The organism is Pseudomonas brassicacearum subsp. neoaurantiaca, from assembly GCF_013608025.1.
In the GTDB taxonomy this organism is placed as follows: Bacteria; Pseudomonadota; Gammaproteobacteria; order Pseudomonadales; family Pseudomonadaceae; genus Aquipseudomonas.
In genome coordinates this window covers 14796-32518 of record NZ_VDLV01000031.1, presented here as the reverse complement: position 1 = coordinate 32518, position 17723 = coordinate 14796, and the positions used below count along the sequence as shown (strand labels likewise).

Annotated in this window: 16 protein-coding genes; 5 read left to right on the top strand and 11 right to left on the bottom strand. The window is 60.3% G+C overall.

What is annotated here, in order from left to right; genetic code table 11:
* Positions 1-418: 418 nt before the first annotated feature.
* From FHK92_RS16830 to FHK92_RS16820, 3 genes are all read right to left on the bottom strand, one after another.
* The gene (locus FHK92_RS16830) at positions 419-883 is read right to left on the bottom strand and encodes an inhibitor of vertebrate lysozyme family protein (RefSeq protein ID WP_181289045.1); all 465 of its coding nucleotides are present in this window, start codon (positions 881-883) and stop codon (positions 419-421) included.
* Between the two features lie 2 nt (positions 884-885).
* On the bottom strand, positions 886-1050 hold the full coding sequence (locus tag FHK92_RS16825) for a DUF1328 domain-containing protein (protein WP_003177151.1): 165 nt from the start codon (positions 1048-1050) through the stop codon (positions 886-888).
* A gap of 81 nt (positions 1051-1131) precedes the next feature.
* Positions 1132-1419 (bottom strand): hypothetical protein, encoded by a 288-nt coding sequence (locus FHK92_RS16820; RefSeq protein ID WP_181289044.1) that lies wholly within the window; start codon positions 1417-1419, stop codon positions 1132-1134.
* Between the two features lie 436 nt (positions 1420-1855).
* Here FHK92_RS16820 and algB point away from each other — a divergent pair, with 436 nt between their 5' ends.
* Together algB and FHK92_RS16810 are read left to right on the top strand one after the other, a co-directional pair.
* Positions 1856-3202, top strand: coding sequence for a sigma-54-dependent response regulator transcription factor AlgB (gene algB, locus FHK92_RS16815; RefSeq protein WP_030138983.1), 1347 nt, complete (start codon positions 1856-1858; stop codon positions 3200-3202).
* A gap of 10 nt (positions 3203-3212) precedes the next feature.
* A complete protein-coding gene (locus FHK92_RS16810) occupies positions 3213-5003 on the top strand; it encodes a KinB sensor domain-containing domain (protein ID WP_181289043.1) in 1791 nt (596 codons plus the stop codon).
* Between the two features lie 7 nt (positions 5004-5010).
* On the opposite strand, the gene FHK92_RS16805 is transcribed toward FHK92_RS16810, so the two are convergent.
* The 7 genes from FHK92_RS16805 to FHK92_RS16775 form a co-directional block, all read right to left on the bottom strand.
* Positions 5011-6624: an EAL domain-containing protein gene (locus FHK92_RS16805; RefSeq protein ID WP_181289042.1), complete on the bottom strand. Its 1614-nt coding sequence runs from the start codon at positions 6622-6624 to the stop codon at positions 5011-5013.
* A 75-nt stretch (positions 6625-6699) separates the two neighbouring features.
* Positions 6700-7479 carry an N-acetylmuramoyl-L-alanine amidase gene (locus FHK92_RS16800; protein WP_181289041.1) on the bottom strand — a complete coding sequence of 260 codons (780 nt, stop codon included), beginning with the start codon at positions 7477-7479 and terminating at the stop codon, positions 6700-6702.
* A 101-nt stretch (positions 7480-7580) separates the two neighbouring features.
* Positions 7581-9590 carry a GGDEF domain-containing protein gene (locus FHK92_RS16795; protein ID WP_181289040.1) on the bottom strand — a complete coding sequence of 670 codons (2010 nt, stop codon included), beginning with the start codon at positions 9588-9590 and terminating at the stop codon, positions 7581-7583.
* On the bottom strand, positions 9587-10465 hold the full coding sequence (locus FHK92_RS16790) for an endonuclease/exonuclease/phosphatase family protein (RefSeq protein WP_181289039.1): 879 nt from the start codon (positions 10463-10465) through the stop codon (positions 9587-9589). Before FHK92_RS16790 ends, FHK92_RS16795 begins: the two co-directional genes overlap by 4 nt.
* 14 nt (positions 10466-10479) lie before the next feature.
* Positions 10480-11124 carry a thiol:disulfide interchange protein DsbA/DsbL gene (locus tag FHK92_RS16785; RefSeq protein WP_181289038.1) on the bottom strand — a complete coding sequence of 215 codons (645 nt, stop codon included), beginning with the start codon at positions 11122-11124 and terminating at the stop codon, positions 10480-10482.
* A 197-nt stretch (positions 11125-11321) separates the two neighbouring features.
* A complete protein-coding gene (locus FHK92_RS16780; RefSeq protein WP_181289037.1) occupies positions 11322-11933 on the bottom strand; it encodes a c-type cytochrome in 612 nt (203 codons plus the stop codon).
* 46 nt (positions 11934-11979) lie between these two features.
* A complete protein-coding gene (locus FHK92_RS16775) occupies positions 11980-12270 on the bottom strand; it encodes a c-type cytochrome (protein ID WP_030138991.1) in 291 nt (96 codons plus the stop codon).
* Between the two features lie 191 nt (positions 12271-12461).
* Between FHK92_RS16775 and yihA the strand changes: the two genes are divergently transcribed.
* Positions 12462-13103 carry a ribosome biogenesis GTP-binding protein YihA/YsxC gene (yihA, locus tag FHK92_RS16770; RefSeq protein WP_030138992.1) on the top strand — a complete coding sequence of 214 codons (642 nt, stop codon included), beginning with the start codon at positions 12462-12464 and terminating at the stop codon, positions 13101-13103.
* Positions 13104-13502: 399 nt separating this feature from the next.
* Here the strand turns inward: yihA and polA are convergent, their stop codons facing one another.
* Positions 13503-16271, bottom strand: coding sequence for a DNA polymerase I (gene polA / locus FHK92_RS16765; protein ID WP_181289036.1), 2769 nt, complete (start codon positions 16269-16271; stop codon positions 13503-13505).
* Between the two features lie 74 nt (positions 16272-16345).
* On the opposite strand from polA, the gene FHK92_RS16760 reads away from it, so the two are divergent.
* Entirely contained in the window at positions 16346-16633 is a 288-nt protein-coding gene (locus tag FHK92_RS16760) for a DUF2782 domain-containing protein (protein WP_030138994.1), read from the top strand.
* Positions 16634-16692: 59 nt separating this feature from the next.
* The gene (locus tag FHK92_RS16755; protein WP_181289035.1) at positions 16693-17643 is read left to right on the top strand and encodes a homoserine kinase; all 951 of its coding nucleotides are present in this window, start codon (positions 16693-16695) and stop codon (positions 17641-17643) included.
* The last annotated feature ends 80 nt before the right edge of the window (positions 17644-17723 follow it).

Below are 17723 nucleotides of genomic sequence, written 5' to 3'. Positions count from 1 at the left end.
AGCGTAGCCGGGCGTTGCATTGATTGCTGGGGCATCGATGAAAGGATCGGGCGTTGGGGTCCACTCGGGAGGGAAAATGGCGGGCGCATTCTCCGATATACGGTCGGCGTTGGGACAGTGACATTCGTCCAACAGGACAATATGCCGCAGCGTCTGGCGGGTTCTGCCGAAAAAAACTACCGGCCGCTCTAGCGCGAGCGTCAGCCGCTTAAAGCTCTCCGCAAGTTCGCCAAGCCATCAAGACTTTGCGAACTTGCGTCGCAGCTTTTTCCTGACCCGGCCCTTTCGCAGGCACCCCTTGTGCCCGTAGGTCACTCCGACCCTTTCTGGTCAGAGCGTCCCAGCCCCCTGGTCATGCTTCGGCCCTCCTCGGGCCTCGCAGAGGGAAAAGCAGGGCTGCCTTTCCCGTTCTCAAGTCTCAGTACCAATTCGGATCTTTTTTCAGCTGTTCCATTAACAGTTCTTGCATACCTTCGTCGGGATCACCGAGGAAGCGATAGTCCGCATGACGGGTTGGCGACTTGTCTGCCGGCAGCCCTGCGGGCACTTCGACCAACAAGGCATAGGCCTCGTCTTTGTCGAAACTGAAAGCCACGAACAGGCGTTTGCTCCTGCAAGTTGCCTGGATTTCGCACAGTGGTCCTACCAGATATTTGTCGCCATCCTCTTCGACGGCATTCATCTGTTCGGCATCGCCCGTCAGGTTCATCACCCATTCCGGCAGACGCTCTTCCTTTTTGACCACTTGCTGCCAGGTCTGGCGGTACTGCGGGTCAGCCTGAAGCAGTTGATTGGCCCGCATCTGGCCGTCATTGGCAGCCAATGCCATGGCACTGCCGCCCAACAGCAGGGCGGCGGCCAGTCCTTTTAATGACGCGTTCATTGTCAGCCTCGGCCGCGACGACCAAAGAAGAACGAAGCGATGAACATCACCAGGAACACGACAAAGAGAATCTTGGCGATGCCCGTGGCGGTGCCTGCGATACCACCGAAGCCCAGTACCGCGGCGATGATGGCAATGATCAGGAAGGTAATTGCCCAGCTCAACATGATGATTCTCCTTACGCTTTTCTACTTAGTTGGGGTGTAGCGATGATGGTTCCAGCACGACGGACGACCGGTCCATCGGGTTTAGAACACCCAGCGCTCCTCACGAGGCATGTCGGAAAGAGGCTGCGTTTGGTCGACCTCCATGATTCGCATCGAGGCGGACGCCTCCGCGACACTGCCGGCCGCGCTGAAATGCGTTTGGGGAGCTCGTTGAATCGATACCAGTGGCGCTTCCGGCTGTTGGCTTTCATGCCACAACATCAGTTGCTGGCCCGCCATCAGCGTGATCAGCAGTGCGACGACAGCCCACAGCCCTTGTTGGATGGACAGGGCGGTGATGCGAAATTGGGCGGCACGTTGACGATTCATCCTGGAATTCCTCCCCACCCTTGCGGTGATCTGGTTGAGGCGCTTTAACGCCGTGTTGATCTGGATATTGCAGTCCGCATGCCAGAACCATAACCAGTTAAAAAGTCTTTAAAATCAATAAGTTATTCAGTCTGCAAAAAGCGTCCGGGGCGCATCCTGCACGATGGCCCCGAGCGGAGTCGTGCGTTATGCACGAATCGCAGAAAGCGAAGCGCTAGATTCTTTTTTTGAATTGAAGGTGGGAAACGGATGTCGGAAAGAGCGAACCGAACCGAAGGCTGCGGGAAGGGAGGAAAAGAAGATGAAAATCAGCCTTTTAGACGCCAAAGGTCCACAGAAGCCTGTTCGGTGAGTAATATTCGACCAGAATGGACCATGCAACTTGCCCGATTTTTCTGACACTAATCATCATCATTCATTAAGGAGCGTAGGAAAAATGGAATCCGCCACTGAGCATCAAGGCCGCATTCTGCTGGTGGACGACGAGTCCGCCATCCTGCGTACCTTCCGTTATTGCCTTGAAGACGAAGGCTATTCCGTTGCCACCGCCAACAGCGCCGCCCAGGCCGAAGCCCTGTTGCAACGCCAGGTGTTCGACCTGTGTTTTCTCGACCTGCGACTGGGCGAGGACAATGGTCTCGATGTACTGGCGCAAATGCGGATCCAGGCACCGTGGATGCGGGTCGTCATCGTCACGGCCCATTCCGCCGTGGACACGGCTGTCGATGCGATCCAGGCCGGGGCCGCCGATTACCTGGTCAAGCCTTGCAGCCCGGATCAACTGCGCCTGGCGACGGCCAAGCAATTGGAGGTACGTCAGTTATCCGCCAGGCTCGAGGCGTTGGAAGGGGAGATACGCAAGCCAAAGGACGGCCTCGACTCCCACAGCCCGGCCATGAAAGTCGTGCTTGAAACCGCCCGCCAGGTCGCCAGCACCGATGCCAACATTCTTATCCTTGGCGAATCCGGCACCGGTAAGGGTGAGCTGGCGCGAGCCATCCATGGCTGGAGCAAGCGGGCGAAGAAATCCTGCGTCACCATCAATTGCCCGTCGCTGACTACCGAGCTGATGGAAAGCGAGTTGTTCGGCCACAGCCGCGGTGCGTTTACCGGGGCCAGCGAGAGCACATTGGGGCGGGTTAACCAGGCCGATGGCGGTACGTTGTTTCTTGACGAAATCGGCGATTTTCCCCTCGCATTACAACCAAAGTTGCTTCGTTTCATTCAAGACAAAGAGTATGAAAGGGTCGGCGACCCGGTTACCCGACGTGCTGACGTACGGATTCTCGCCGCCACCAATCTCAACCTTGAAGACATGGTGCGCGATGGACGTTTTCGTGAAGACCTGCTGTATCGCCTGAACGTCATTACCCTGCACTTGCCGCCATTGCGCGAGCGCGCCGAGGACATCCTGACCCTCGCTGATCGCTTCCTGGCGCGCTTCGTCAAGGAATACGCCCGCCCAGCGCGGGGCTTCAGCGATGAAGCGCGGGAGGCTCTGCTGGGTTATCGCTGGCCGGGCAACATTCGCGAACTGCGCAACGTGGTCGAGCGGGCCAGCATCATTTGCCCGCAGGAAAAAGTCGAAATCAGCCATCTGGGCATGGCCGAGCAACCGGTCAACAATGCCCCGCGAATCGGCGCCGCGCTGAGCCTCGACGAACTGGAAAAGGCTCACATCGGCGCGGTGTTGGCCACCGCCGATACCCTCGACCAAGCGGCAAAGACCCTGGGCATCGACGCGTCCACGCTGTACCGCAAACGCAAGCAATACAACCTGTGAGCGCCACCTTATGAAACTGGCGATGAAGCTGCGCACACGGCTGTTCCTGAGTATTTCGGCACTGATCACCGTGGCGCTGCTGGGGCTAGTGCTGGGCCTCGTCAGCGTCATGCAGATGGCCAATACCCAGGAAAAGTCCGTGCGCGACAACTTTATCCTGCTCGACCTGGGCCTCAAGTTGCGCCAGACGCTGGGCGATCAATTGATGATCATGCTCGACGAGAAGCCTGATCTGGCGGCACTGGAAGAATCCAAACGGCAATATTTCGAATTGTTGGATGAAGGCATTGCCCATGAGCGGGAACTGGACGATTCAGCCGCCCGCTTCAGCCACGCCAAAGCCGATTACATCAGTTTTATCCAGGCTTTCGACGCGTCTCGCCAACAACCGACGCCACTGGCCAACATTCAGGACCTCACCGAAAAATTCAACGTGCTGCGCGGCGGCTTGATCGATGGCTATCGACACGCCCTCAATAAAATCAGCGATACACAGGACCGCGCCCGCGAACGGGCTCTTCTGATTGCCAGCTTGCTGGGCCTGGTGGGCCTGGCGGTATTGATCATCGGGTTCGTGACCGCCCACGGCATCGCCAGGCGTTTCGGCACGCCGATCGAGGCCTTGGCGGCTGCGGCAGACGATATAGGCCAAGGCAACTTCGAGGTGACCCTGCCCATTTCCTCGGCGGCGGAACTGAACCTGCTGACGCGTCGTTTCGGCATCATGGCCCAAGCGCTGCGCGAACATCAGGCCACCAATGTCGATGAACTGCTCGCCGGCCAGCAACGCCTGCAAGCGGTGCTCGACAGCATCGACGACGGCTTGCTGATGATCGACCGCCAGGGCCGGCTGGAGCACCTCAACCCGGTGGCCCAACGGCAACTGGGCTGGGACCAGGAACGCCTGGGCCAAGGATTGGGCGAGGCGCTTGGGCGTATCGAACTGGATGACGAGCTGCAAGTGGTGCTGCGCGGGGGCTCGCAAGAACGCGCGCCAGATGACCTGAGCATCGAGGTGGACGGCGAATCCCGCGTGCTGACTTACAGCCTGACGCCGGTCATCCATACCCAGGGGCAGATTCTCGGGGCAGTGATGGTATTGCACGACGTCACCGAACAGCGCGCCTTCGAGCGGGTACGCAGTGAGTTCGTATTGCGGGCATCCCATGAACTGCGCACACCGGTGACAGGCATGCATATGGCGTTCGGGCTGCTGCAAGAACGGGTGCGTTTCCCTGAGGATTCCCGCGAGGCGGATCTGCTCAATACGGTCAATGAAGAAATGCAGCGCCTGATGCAGCTCATCAATGACCTGCTCAACTTTTCCCGCTATCAGAACGGCTTGCAGAAACTCACCCTGGCGCCTTGCTCCATCGAGGACATGCTGGACGCGGCCCGCCTGCGGTTTGCCGAGCAGGCCGAAGCGAAGGGTATCGAGCTGCTGGTGGAGATCCAGGGACCGTTGCCGCGCCTGCATGCCGACGCCGCGCAGTTGGACCGGGTCCTGGATAACTTGATCGACAATGCGATGCGCCATACCAACGATGACGGCCAGATCCGTCTACAAGCCCGACGCCACGGCGAACGAGTGATTATCAGCGTTGAAGACAATGGCGAGGGTATCGCTTACGGCCAGCAGGGCCGGATCTTCGAACCTTTCGTTCAGGTCGGACGCAAAAAGGGCGGCGCAGGGCTCGGCCTGGCGTTGTGCAAGGAGATCGTCCAGCTCCACGGTGGACGCATGGGCGTGTATTCCAGGCCAGGGCAGGGCACCCAGTTTTATATGGCCCTGACGGTCTGAAACCGCCTCACGCTTCGTCATCCAGGCGTCGTCCGAGCAAGCGCCGTCCGCGGGTGATCAATTCGATGAGCTGCACCGCACTGAGCGCATGGGCGAACAGCCAACCCTGACCGAACTTCACGCCCTCGCTGCTCAGGTATGACGCCTGGGCCTCATGTTCGATGCCTTCGGCAATCACCTTGAGTTGTAACGCATGGGCCATGCGGATGATGTGCGGCGCCACCCCACTGCTGGCGGCATCATGGCCCAAGGCGTCGATGAAGGCTTTGTCGATCTTCAGGCAATCCACCGGCAGCGTTTGCAGATACGCCAGGCTGCAATACCCGGTACCAAAATCGTCGATCAAGACCTGATGCCCCAGGTCACGCAGCGATTGCAGGTTGTCCCGGGCCACCAGCACATCAACCAACCCACGCTCGGTGACTTCGAACGCAATCTGGTGCGCCGACACACGGTGCCGCGCCAGCAGGCGGGCAATCACTTCCCCGATGCGCGGGACCATCACATCGCAGGCCGCGAGGTTCACCGAGATGTACAGGTGTGGGTTGGCGCGCAACAACTGGCCCAACTGGTCGAACAGCCGCTGCAGGACGAAGTCGGTGATCTGGCGAATCTGCCCGGTGGTCTCCGCCATGGGAATGAACAGGTCCGGGCTGGTCAGCGTACCGTCTGGCCGTCGCCAGCGCAGCAGCGCTTCGGCGCCGACGCAGTTGCGGCTGCGCAGATCGAAAATCGGCTGATAAAGCACCTGGAGCTCGCCGCGCCGGATGGCCCCGTGCAGCTCGGCATCCATGGATTGGCGCTGACGCGCCAGCAAAAAGACCTGGAAGCCGATGCCAAGGCCCAGCAGCAAGCTGATCGGCAGCATCCACCAGGCGTTGGCGGGAATGCGAAGGCCGTTGCGCGGCGCAATCAGCACCAGTTGATATTCCGGGTTATCAGTCGGCATCCGATAGATCAGCCGGGTCTGGGTCACTTGCAAGGCGTCCCGGCTTTTCGGCGGCCACGGTTCGGTCGGCGGCCAGTGCTGCTCGGTGCCGAGAACCGGAATGGCCCGCTCGCCCTCATCCAGGACCACCAGCAGGCTGCTGCCCGGAGGCAGGTCGACGACATCGGTCAGGTGGCCGCGAGACGTAGCAACCCGGAAATTGCCGCGCCCCAACATCAGGGCGGCACGATTTTCGTCGGGTTCCGTGGTGGTGTTGAGCCAGTAACTATAGGCCGGCCCTAGCAGGTCTGGCGGGCGGGCCAATGACAAGCCGCTCTGGCGCGGTCGATTGGAGCACACGCCGTGGCTATCGATATAAGCGGCTTCATAGACAAAGCGATAATTGAAACTCACCTGCTGCAACGTCGCGATCATGTCGTCGTCACAGCCTCGCAAAGGTTGGGCCTGAAGGTCATCGAGACTTTCGCGCAGTTGACCGAAAAGCTGTTCCAGGCGCTGCAGAAAACGCTCGCCCTGGGCATTCATCTGGTCGCTTTCGCGCTGCTGGATCTGTTGCATCACCACGAAGAGGCTTCCCGCCAGCAACAGCACGGTACTCAGGGCAGCCGCGACCATCGCCAGGAAAATAGGGCGATGGAGCCAGCTTTGCAGGGTTTCTCGGGCAGCCGTCATCGTTGGTAATCCGAAAGTTACCAATGAGTTATAGCTTCTGTTTTGGAATCGGCCCGCGCAGTCGGACGGGCGTCATTATTTTGTCTGGTTGAGGACCGTCAGGATCGCCGCACTTTGGGCGTCAGGCTCACCATCGAACCGGGCCGGTCGATAGCGCATCTGGAACGCGGCCAGGACTTGATGAGTGGTCACGTCCCATTCACCTGTGCGTGGCGTGGGGTAGCCAAGGCGCGCCAATTCCGCCTGGAACCAACTGGCGCTGGGAAGCTGATCCACGTAGGCGGCCTGCTGGCGAGCGACTGCCCGCTCGTCTGGCCATACGCCCAAGCCGGCCTCGGCCAGGCGTTTCCAGGGAAACAACGGCCCGGGGTCCAGTTTGCGCATAGGCGCGATGTCGCTGTGACCAATGATGTTCACCGGGTTTATCGCGTTACGCCGGGTGATGTCCTTGAGCAGGACGATCAGGGACTGGACTTGAGCTTCGCTGTAGGGATACCAGAGACGTCCGGTGGGCGTATCGATGTAGCCCGGGTTGACGATTTCGATGCCGATGGAGCTGGAGTTGAGCCAGGTCCGGCCTTGCCATTCGCTTTCCCCGGCATGCCAGGCACGTCGGCTTTCGTCCACCAGCTTGTAGATGGTTGCGTTCTTGTCGTCGCCGATCAGGTAGTGGGCACTGACTTCGCCATGGGTCAGCAGGGAAAGGGAGCGTTCAAGGGACGCCGAGGTGTAATGCACCACGACGAACTGGATTCGACTGTCGTGGTTGACCGAAGGATGGCTGGTGTCGAGTTGGGGACCGCTCGCGCAACCGGCCAGGAGAAGCAACGAAACAAGAAGCGGGGCAAATTTCATGGCGTTGGTGTGCATGCAGAAAAATAATGCAACAGTGTAACGTATCGCTCGAGAATGATCCGATTGGGCCGTGACATTTATAATTTGGAACAATTGAATCCTCAGCCCAGTTCCACGCGGTTACGCCCTGCATTCTTGGCCCTATATAACGCCTGATCGGCTCTTTTAAGCACCAAATCACTATGCTCCCCGGGCTTGAACGCAGTCATGCCCATGGATACCGTGACCGTGACCGGTTCGCCTTTAAAGTGAAATGGACAGGCTTCGATGGCCGCGCGCAACGCCTCGGCCAGTTTTGCACCGGCGGCGAGGGGCGTGTCGGGCACCAGCAGGACGAATTCTTCGCCGCCGAAGCGGGCGATGAAATCACTGCCGCGTATACGCTTGCGCAGCACCGAGGCGATGAGCTTCAGCACGCGGTCGCCGGCCAGGTGGCCATAGTTGTCGTTGATCCGCTTGAAATGGTCCAGATCGAGCATGGCAATCAGCAAGCTGTTGCCATGCCGCTGCCATTGCTCGACTTCTTGTTCGAGACGTTCGCTCCAAGCGGCGCGGTTGGGCAAACCGGTCAGCGGATCGACCAACGCTTTTTGCCGCTGCTCTTCCAGGTTTTCCCGAACGATCAGGGCGTCTTGCTCCATCAACGCAACACGCTCGGCCAGGCTTTTCAGGCGAGCCGAAACTTCCTGCTCGCGCAAATCCCGTTGTTTCTGGTGCTGATCCATCGTGCCGAGCAAACCTTCAAGATGGTTCTCCAGCACGTGCTTGAGGCTCTCCAGGTCATCGGCCTGTTGCACACTGTTTTGCAAGCCATCGACCTGCTCGCGGATCTGGGTGTCCATTTCCTTGGAGGCCGACGATTGATCGGCATGGTCTTCAGTGGCCGCCCGCAGGGTGTTTTGAAACGACTCCAGCCGATCGTTCAGCCGCTGCAGGTAAGCTTCGAATTCGTGCTGGCCGCTGTCGGTGATCGCCAGCATGAGCACAGCCAGGTCGTCGAGAACCGGCAGGAGCTCGTACCAGTTCAAGCCGTTTTCCAGCCGTTCCCGCATGGACTCGGCTTGAGGACGATGACGCTCGGGCAGCGTCAGGTCGCCCAGCAGCCCCAGCAATGTGTCTTCGATGTGGCGAGCGACCGAACTGTAGGACGGCTCCGGGGAGTCGGGCAGGGCGTAGGGAGAGTCATTCGGATCGACCGCTGCGGGAAGCTCGGCCGGTATTTCCGGAACGGCTGTAGCTTCGAGGATGGGCTGGGTCGGTTGTTCTGGCGTCAGCTCATCGGGATTCTGGGCAGCAGGGGCCGGCTCGGAGGGTTCATCAACTGTCGGTGCCGACTCGATGCTCGGCTGGGCAGGCGACGCGATTGGTGGCGCTGATGCTGGTGCTGGTGCTGGTGCTGGTGCTGGATCAGGCTCGCCTGCTGTTTCAATGGACACCACCGGCTCGGGCGTTAGGTCCGGTGCGGGGAATTGTTCCGCTGTGGATACCGGCGCCGGCGCGACGGCTGCCGTATCCGTTGCCTGGGGTGGGGAGGGCAGCGGGGCCGCTTCGGCTTCAGCCGCAGACGCGGGTGCCGCTTCCGAGTGATCGTGGCCGCCAAACAGTCGCTGAAGCAGGCCGGGACGGCTCGGTTCTTCCGGCGTCTCCAACGCCCTGATCGCCTGGCCCTGCAATTGACTCAGTTCACTGAGCAACAGCGGGATTTCCCGAGCCTGGTCGGCCCGGGCCTCCAGTTGCTTGGAGAACTTCTTCAGGGGCCGACTGACTTCCTTCGGCAACGGCAGGCTCTGCAACTGGGCGACCAGGGCAGTCAGCGCCGCGCTCACTTGTTCAGCGCGGGTCTCACGACGCTGTTCGGAATCAAGTACGGCTTTCTCCAGGCGCGGAAGCAAGGCGGCGAGTGCGGCGTCCATGTTGTCGGTACGCACCACTTCGCGCATTTCTTTCATGCACTGGTCCACGGCCCGATCAGTACCCTCGGCGGCCAGGGTGCTGCGCACCAGGCCACGACGCAACAAGTCGAGCCGAGCGTCCCAGCGGCGCTCGAGCTTTTCCTGTTGTTCGATGCTCTTGAGGTATTTTTCTCTCCAGCGTTCGGCGTCGTCGCTCATTCATCGGATCCGCGAGGGGCAGGACTCAGCGCGGGGAATGCATCAGCCGTGAGCGAACCGGGCAAACGTATTTCGACCGCGACGGGCAGGTGATCGGAAATGGGCTGGGCCAGCACCTCGACCCGTTCGAGGGTCAAGGTCGGGCTCAGCAGGATATGGTCCAGGCAGCGTTGAGGACGCCAGCTGGGGAATGTCGCTTCAAGTTGCGGAGCAAGCAGACCAAGGTCGCGCAGGGGGGAGGTCTGCAACAGGTCGGTGGCGTGGGTGTTCATGTCGCCCATCAGCACCTGATGCTTATAGCCGCCAATCAGCTCGCGAATGTACGCCAGTTGCATCGTGCGGGTACGCGCCCCCAGTGCCAGGTGCATCATGACCACGATCAGCGCCTCCGGACCTTCGCCGAAACGCGCGAGGATCGCGCCACGCCCTTTGGGGCCCGGCAGCGGATGGTCTTCGATCGCCCACGGCCGCAAGCGGCTCAACACACCATTGCTGTGCTGGCCGAGACGACCGAGGTTGCGATTGAGTTGCTGGTACCAGTAGGGAAAGGCGCCCAGTTGGGCAAGATGCTCGACCTGGTTGACGTAGCCGGACCTCAGGCTTCCCCCGTCGGCTTCCTGCAAGGCCACCAGATCGAAATCCTTCAACAGGTCGCCGATCTTCTGCAAATTGCCAGCGCGTCCCGTATGGGGCAGCAAATGTTGCCACCCCCGGGTCAGGTAATGCCGGTAACGTTCGGTGCTGATACCGACCTGGATATTAAAACTGAGCAGTCGCAGACGACTGTCGGCAGGCAGGCCCGTGGACGCGACATGATGCTCGTTGACCCGGGCTTCATGCAGGCCAACGACGCGTTCGGTGCTCCAGCGAGCCATGACAGGCGCTGCGCTTAGTTGGCAGCGGCCTTGGTCGCCGCCCGCTCTTTGGCGATCAGCTTGTCGGCCAGTTGCAGCGCTTCGTTCGCGCCGCCAGCGGAGCCGATGTCAAAGCGGTATTTGCCGTTGACGATCATGGTCGGTACGCCAGTGATTTCGTATTTCTTCGCCAGCTCACGGGCCTTCTTGATTTGCCCCTGGATAGCAAAGGAGTCAAACGTGGCCAGGAACTTGTCCTTGTCGACTCCCTGGGTCGCGAGGAACTCGGCCATGTCTTCTTTTTTGGTCAGCTTCTTGCCTTCTTTCTGGATCGCGTTGAACACCGCTGCGTGCACCTGATGCTCGACGCCCATGGCTTCGAGGGTCAGGAACATCTGGCCGTGGGCGTCCCATGGGCCGCCGAACATGGCGGGAATGCGCACGAAATTCACGTCCGGAGGCAGTTTTTCAACCCATGGGTTGATGACCGGCTCGAACGCATAGCAATGCGGGCAACCGTACCAGAACAGTTCCACCACTTCGATCTTGCCAGGCACAGCCACCGGAACGGGGTTGGTCAACTCGACGTAAGGGGCCTTCGATTCCTCGGCGTTGGCTTGGGCAGCCATGCCGAACAGGCTGGCGGCGACGAGCGCGGCGCTGATGATCAGATTACGCATGCTTTACTCCTGGACAATGAGGTGGCCTCGCGAGACCTGTTTCTAAGACAGATCGTGGCGGGTTCAAGTTCGCTAGTGTAACGGCAGCGGCCACAAAAAAGGGCGGCCAAAGCCACCCTTTTGATGCTTGCATCGACAGATTAATCGAGGGTTAACGTTGCGGGAAATACAAACCTCGCAACGCCCGGTCAAAGGTCTTAATGCAGGCCTTGGATATAACTCGACACAGCGGCGATGTCTTCGTCGCTCAGCTTGCGAGCGATGGTGCGCATGGTCATCGCGTCGCCGTCGTTGGCACGACCACCTTCTTCCTTGCGGAAATCGGTCAGTTGCTTGGTGACGTACTGCGCGTGCTGGCCACCCAGGTGCGGGAAGCCTGCGGCGGCGTTGCCGCTGCCATTCGGCGAGTGGCAGCCGGTGCAGGCAGGCAGGCCCTTGTCCAGGTTGCCGCCGCGGAACAGTGCTTCACCGCGGGCCACGAGTTTTGGATCAGCAGCGCCGACGCTGCCCTTCTGGCTGGCGAAATAAGCGGCAATATCCGACAGGTCCTGATCGCTCAGGTTGGTCAGCAGGCCGGTCATTTCCAGGACGACACGCTTGCCGTCCTTGATGTCATGCAATTGTTTGGTCAGATAACGCTCGCCCTGGCCCGCCAGTTTCGGAAAGTTGGGCGCCATGCTGTTGCCATCCGGGCCGTGGCAGGCCCCGCATACGGCCGCTTTCGCCTGGCCGGCGGCGGCAGCGCCTGCGGCGTGGGCTACGCCGGACATCCCCAAGGTCAACAGCAGACTCACGATCAGTTTGTTCATCAGCTAATCCAACTACGGCTAAGGGTTAAAGAGTTATGGACCGGGTTTACTCGCTCATCCACTGGATGATGGCTTGGTAATCCTCGGCACTGCAGTCCATGCACAAACCACGCGGCGGCATCGCCTTGAAACCCTGGGTCACGTGTTGCACCAGCGTCCCCATACCTTTCGCCAACCTTGGCGTCCAAGCTTCCCGGTCACCCTTGCGGGGTGCCGTGGGCAGTTGGCCGGAATGACAAGCACCACAAACACGGTTGTACACAGCTTCCGGATCCTGTGTAGCCTGAGCGCTGTAAAGCGGCATCAAGACACCGGCAGCTAGCAGCCATTTCGTCATAAAACGACCTTTTCAGGGTTGAGAGCGAGCTGCGTTCTAGTGCGCAATTTCGGTCGGTCGCTCCCGTGAGCCTCATCCTACGCTGGGACAAAGCGCACACAAAATCTGCGGCATTATATACTGGCGTCACTGAAACGGAAACGACACAGCTTGCCGCGTCCATTCCCGACGCCGCCCACATCGGAAATCCCATGCAACTGAAGAACCCTATCCTCGGCCTGTGCCAACAGTCCACCTTCATGCTCAGCGCTGCCAAAGTCGATCAATGCCCTGACGATGAAGGCTTCGAAGTGGCTTTTGCCGGGCGGTCCAACGCCGGTAAATCCAGCGCGCTGAACACCCTGACCCACGCAAGCCTGGCCCGTACTTCGAAAACCCCGGGTCGCACACAGCTCTTGAACTTCTTCAAGCTAGACGATGAACGCCGTTTGGTCGACCTGCCCGGCTACGGCTACGCCAAGGTCCCCATCCCACTCAAGCAACACTGGCAACGCCACCTGGAAGCCTACTTGGGCAGCCGCGAGAGCTTGAAGGGTTTGATTCTGATGATGGATATCCGCCATCCGATGACCGACTTTGACTTGCTGATGCTTGATTGGGCAGTCGCCAGCGGCATGCCGATGCACATCCTGCTGACCAAAGCCGACAAACTCACTTATGGCGCCGCGAAGAACACGCTGCTCAAGGTGCAGTCGGAGATTCGCAAGGGGTGGGGTGACACGATCACTATCCAGTTGTTCTCGGCCCCCAAGCGCATGGGGTTGGAGGAAGCCTACACGGTGCTGGCCGACTGGATGGAGCTGGCGGACAAGGGCAGCGACGCGGCTGAATAAGCCAAATCGCAGGCAAAAAAAACCCCGGACTTCGTATGGGGAGGGGGAAGTTCGGGGTCCAAGTTCCGGACCGCTAGGGCGGGGTCCAGATATCTGCCAACACTTAACACAACATAGGAGCATTGAAGGGCTTCACCAGCCATTCAAAGACTCTGAGTAGGATTTCACGGGTTTAGTTCAGATTTTTTTGGAAATAACTGTAGGAACTTTCCGAACTAACGAAGCCGCCGCTGGCGTTGCGGTGACTCCCTGTGGCGAGGGAGCTTGCTCCCGCTGGCCTGCGCAGCAGGCCCTTGCACTCATTCAGGGAGACCGCATCGCCCGGCTTTGCGACTGCTGCGCAGCCGAGCGGGAGCAAGCTCCCTCGCCACGAAAGCCCAGGATCTCGGGGGTTTGGGATCAGTGCGCCTCATCCCAGTTATTGCCCACACCCACTTCCACCAACAGCGGCACGTCCAGCGCGGCGGCGGCGCTCATGTGCTGGCGGATTTCCCCGCTCACCTGGTCGACCAGGTCTTCGCGCACTTCAAGGACCAGTTCGTCGTGAACTTGCAGGATCACCTTCGCATCCAGCCCTGAAGTCGCCAGCCAGCGATCCACGGCCACCATGGCTTTCTTGATGATGTCTGCAGCGGTGCCTTGCATCGGCGCGTTGATGGCGGTGCGCTCGGCGCCTTTGCGCAGGGCCGGATTTTTCGCGTTGATGTCCGGCAGGTACAACCGGCGACCGAAGATGGTTTCGACGAAACCTTGCTCGGCCGCCTGGGCGCGGGTGCGCTCCATGTACTCCAACACACCCGGGTAGCGGGCGAAGTAGCGATCGATGTAAGCCTGGGACTGCTTGCGATCGACGCCAATCTGCTTGGCCAGGCCGAACGCGCTCATGCCATAGATCAAACCGAAGTTGATCGCCTTGGCGCTGCGGCGCTGGTCATGGGTGACTGCTTCCAGTTCGACGCCGAATACTTCGGCGGCGGTGGCACGGTGCACATCCAAGTCGTTGCGGAACGCATGGAGCAGACCTTCATCCTTGGCCAGGTGCGCCATGATCCGTAGCTCGATCTGCGAATAGTCCGCCGCCAGCAGCTTGTAGCCTTTCGGCGCGACGAATGCCTGGCGGATGCGCCGACCTTCGGCCGTGCGAATCGGAATGTTCTGCAGGTTAGGGTCGATGGACGACAGCCGTCCGGTCGCAGCGACGGCTTGTTGGTAATTGGTATGGACGCGCCCGGTGCGGCTGTTGATCTGTTCCGGCAGGCGATCGGTGTAGGTGCTCTTGAGCTTGCTCAACGAGCGGTACTGCATCAGCACCTTGGGCAGCGGGTAATCTTGCTCCGCCAGCTCGGCGAGCACTGCTTCGGCGGTGGACGCCTGGCCCTTGGCGGTTTTGCTGAGCACCGGCAAGCCAAGCTTTTCGTACAGGATCACACCCAATTGCTTCGGCGAGCCGAGGTTGAACTCCTCACCGGCGATGGCAAAAGCCTCACGCTCCAGGGCCACCAGTTTTTCACCCAACTCGACACTCTGGGCGCCCAGCAGATTGGCATCGACCAGCGCCCCTTGGCGCTCGATCCGCGCCAGGACTGGCATCAATGGCATTTCGATTTCAGTAAGCACCTTGCCCAGGCTCGGCGTGGCGGCCAGTTTTTCCTGCAAGGCCTGGTGCAGGCGGAAGGTTACGTCGGCGTCTTCGGCGGCATAAGGCCCCGCCAGTTCCAAGGAGATCTGGTCGAAGGTCAGTTGCTTGACACCTTTGCCCGCAATGTCCTGGAAGTCGGTCTTGCTTTGGCCCAGGTACTTGAGCGCCAGGCTGTCCATGTCGTGGCGAGTCGCGGTGGAATCCAGCACGTAGGATTCAAGCATGGTGTCGAAGGCAATGCCTTGGACGAGGATGCCGTTGTCTTGGTCGCCATCGATGGCGCAGTTGGCCAGGATGTTGGTTTCGAACTTCGCGTGTTGGCCGACCTTGAGCTTGTTCGGGTCTTCCAGCAGAGGCTTGAGCGCCTTGAGTACCGTGTCGCGGTCCAACTGCTCGGGCACGCCCATGTAGGAATGCGTCAGCGGGATATAGGCCGCCTCGAAAGGTGCCACGGCGAATGACAGACCAACGAGTTGTGAATGCTGGGCATCGCCACCGTTGGTTTCGGTGACGAAGGCAAACAACGGCGCCTTGTCGAGTTTCGCCAGCCATGCGTCGAAGCGCGCCTGATCGAGGATGACCTCATACTTGGCCTCGGCAGCGCCGGGCTGTTCTTCGGTAACTTCGACGATCTCCTGGCCGGCACGCTTGGCGTCCCGCTGGTTTTCTTCGAACCAGCTCTTGAACTCCAGCAAGGTGTAAAGCTCGGCGAGTTTCTCGTGATCCGGCGCGCCCATTTGCAGGTCGTCGAGGCCCACATCCAACGGTACGTCGGTCTTGATGGTCGCCAGCTCGTAGGAGAGGAAGGCCATTTCCTTGTGCTCTTCGAGCTTGGCGGCCAAGGTCTTGGCACCGCGAATCGGCAGCGTAGCGACGGTGTCCAGCTGTGCATACAGCTCGGTCAGGCCGCCATTGACGCCCACCAGCAAGCCGGATGCGGTCTTCGGCCCGATGCCCGGAACGCCCGGGATGTTGTCGGACGAATCGCCCATCAGCGCCAGATAATCGATGATCTGCTCCGGAGCGACACCAAACTTCTCCTTCACGCCAGCCACATCCAGTGAACTACCGGTCATGGTGTTGACCAAGGTAATGTGCCCGTCGACCAACTGCGCCATGTCCTTGTCGCCGGTGGAGATCACCACCGGACGGTCGGCCGCCGCGCTGCTGCGGGCCAGGGTGCCGATCACGTCATCAGCCTCGACGTTGTCCACGCACAGCAACGGGAAGCCCAGGGCCTTGACGCTGGCGTGCAGCGGTTCGATCTGCACGCGCATGTCGTCGGGCATGCTCGGGCGGTTGGCCTTGTATTCGGCGTACAGCGCATCGCGAAACGTCCCACCCTTGGCATCGAACACCACGGCGAACGGACTGTCCGGGTACTGCTTGCGCAGGCTCTTGAGCATGTTCAACACGCCCTTGACCGCACCGGTCGGCAGGCCTTTGGACGTGGTCAGCGGTGGCAGCGCGTGAAAGGCGCGGTACAGATAAGAAGAACCGTCCACCAGGACGAGGGGGGCTTGGCTCATGAGCAGGATCAACCTTTTCGGCGGGTCCAGGGCTAGAATAGCGGGACCGTTGACGACAAAGGGACAAGGTTATCATGCGTACACTAAATCGCCTGTTACTCGCTGGCTTGTTTGCATTCACCCCGATAGCCGTCATGGCGGCGGACGACGCACCCTCGGCGGACCCGGATGTCACCATCCGCACCGAAGGAGATAAAACCATCCAGGAATATCGGCAGAACGGCTTTTTGTACGCGATCAAGGTCACGCCCAAGAACGGCAAGCCTTATTTCCTGGTACGCGCCGACGGCACTGATGCAAACTTCATCCGCTCGGACCAGCCGGATATGCTGATCCCTTCGTGGAAAATCTTTGAGTGGTGATGCCGCTCCCGACTTCAACCGGCGCCCGCTGAAGGGCGCCCGTACTGGCAGTTTTAACCATGTCTGTGTTCACGCCCCTGGCTCGGCCCGAGCTGGAAACTTTTCTCGCCCCTTATGGGCTTGGCCGTCTACTTGATTTCCAGGGGATTGCTGCCGGCAGCGAAAACACCAATTTTTTCATCAGCCTGGAGCAGGGCGAATTCGTCCTGACCCTGGTCGAACGCGGCCCGGTGCAAGAAATGCCGTTCTTCATCGAGCTGCTGGACGTGCTGCACGACGCCGATCTGCCGGTGCCTTACGCCTTGCGTACGACAGACGGCGTTGCGCTTCGGGAATTGGCGGGCAAGCCGGCGCTGTTGCAACCGCGCCTGGCCGGCAAGCACATCAAGCAGGCCAACGCCCAGCACTGCGCCCAGGTCGGTGAATTGCTCGCGCATCTGCATTTGGCGACCAAGGACAACATGATCAAGCGCAAGACTGATCGCGGCCTGGACTGGATGCAGGAGGAGGGCGGCAACCTGCTTTCGCACCTCAATGCCGAAGCCCGTCAGCTGCTGCAAGCTGCGCTGGACGAAATCGCGCAGCAGAAAGTCGGCATCCTGGCGCTGCCCCGCGCCAATATCCATGCAGACCTGTTCCGCGACAATGCGATGTTCGAGGGCACGCACCTGACCGGGCTGATCGACTTCTACAACGCCTGCTCCGGGCCGATGCTGTACGACGTCGCCATCGCGTTGAATGACTGGTGTTCGAATGACGACGGTGTGCTCGATGGCCCACGGGCGAGGGCATTGCTGGGCGCCTATGCGGCGCTACGGCCGTTCACCGCCGCCGAGGCGCAATTGTGGCCGACCATGCTGCGTGTGGCATGCGTGCGGTTCTGGCTGTCGCGGTTGATCGCCGCCGAGTCGTTCGCGGGGCAAGATGTGTTGATCCACGATCCGATGGAGTTCCAACAGCGGTTGGCGCAGCGGCAGACGGTTCATACGGTGTTGCCGTTCGCCCTCTGACCGGCGGGAATCTGAATGCCTTTGTGGCGAGGGCGCTTGCTCCCGCTCGGTTGCGCAGCGACCGCTGGATTTTTAGGGCC

What these genes read in the sequence shown, in the direction of transcription:
- FHK92_RS16830 (WP_181289045.1), bottom strand. Translation starts at nt 883, where the DNA reads ATGAACGCGTCATTAAAAGGACTGGCCGCCGCCCTGCTGTTGGGCGGC.
- FHK92_RS16825 (WP_003177151.1), bottom strand. Translation starts at nt 1,050, where the DNA reads ATGTTGAGCTGGGCAATTACCTTCCTGATCATTGCCATCATCGCCGCG.
- FHK92_RS16820 (WP_181289044.1), bottom strand. Translation starts at nt 1,419, where the DNA reads ATGAATCGTCAACGTGCCGCCCAATTTCGCATCACCGCCCTGTCCATC.
- algB (WP_030138983.1), top strand. Translation starts at nt 1,856, where the DNA reads ATGGAATCCGCCACTGAGCATCAAGGCCGCATTCTGCTGGTGGACGAC.
- FHK92_RS16810 (WP_181289043.1), top strand. Translation starts at nt 3,213, where the DNA reads ATGAAACTGGCGATGAAGCTGCGCACACGGCTGTTCCTGAGTATTTCG.
- FHK92_RS16805 (WP_181289042.1), bottom strand. Translation starts at nt 6,624, where the DNA reads ATGACGGCTGCCCGAGAAACCCTGCAAAGCTGGCTCCATCGCCCTATT.
- FHK92_RS16800 (WP_181289041.1), bottom strand. Translation starts at nt 7,479, where the DNA reads ATGAAATTTGCCCCGCTTCTTGTTTCGTTGCTTCTCCTGGCCGGTTGC.
- FHK92_RS16795 (WP_181289040.1), bottom strand. Translation starts at nt 9,590, where the DNA reads ATGAGCGACGACGCCGAACGCTGGAGAGAAAAATACCTCAAGAGCATC.
- FHK92_RS16790 (WP_181289039.1), bottom strand. Translation starts at nt 10,465, where the DNA reads ATGGCTCGCTGGAGCACCGAACGCGTCGTTGGCCTGCATGAAGCCCGG.
- FHK92_RS16785 (WP_181289038.1), bottom strand. Translation starts at nt 11,124, where the DNA reads ATGCGTAATCTGATCATCAGCGCCGCGCTCGTCGCCGCCAGCCTGTTC.
- FHK92_RS16780 (WP_181289037.1), bottom strand. Translation starts at nt 11,933, where the DNA reads ATGAACAAACTGATCGTGAGTCTGCTGTTGACCTTGGGGATGTCCGGC.
- FHK92_RS16775 (WP_030138991.1), bottom strand. Translation starts at nt 12,270, where the DNA reads ATGACGAAATGGCTGCTAGCTGCCGGTGTCTTGATGCCGCTTTACAGC.
- yihA (WP_030138992.1), top strand. Translation starts at nt 12,462, where the DNA reads ATGCAACTGAAGAACCCTATCCTCGGCCTGTGCCAACAGTCCACCTTC.
- polA (WP_181289036.1), bottom strand. Translation starts at nt 16,271, where the DNA reads ATGAGCCAAGCCCCCCTCGTCCTGGTGGACGGTTCTTCTTATCTGTAC.
- FHK92_RS16760 (WP_030138994.1), top strand. Translation starts at nt 16,346, where the DNA reads ATGCGTACACTAAATCGCCTGTTACTCGCTGGCTTGTTTGCATTCACC.
- FHK92_RS16755 (WP_181289035.1), top strand. Translation starts at nt 16,693, where the DNA reads ATGTCTGTGTTCACGCCCCTGGCTCGGCCCGAGCTGGAAACTTTTCTC.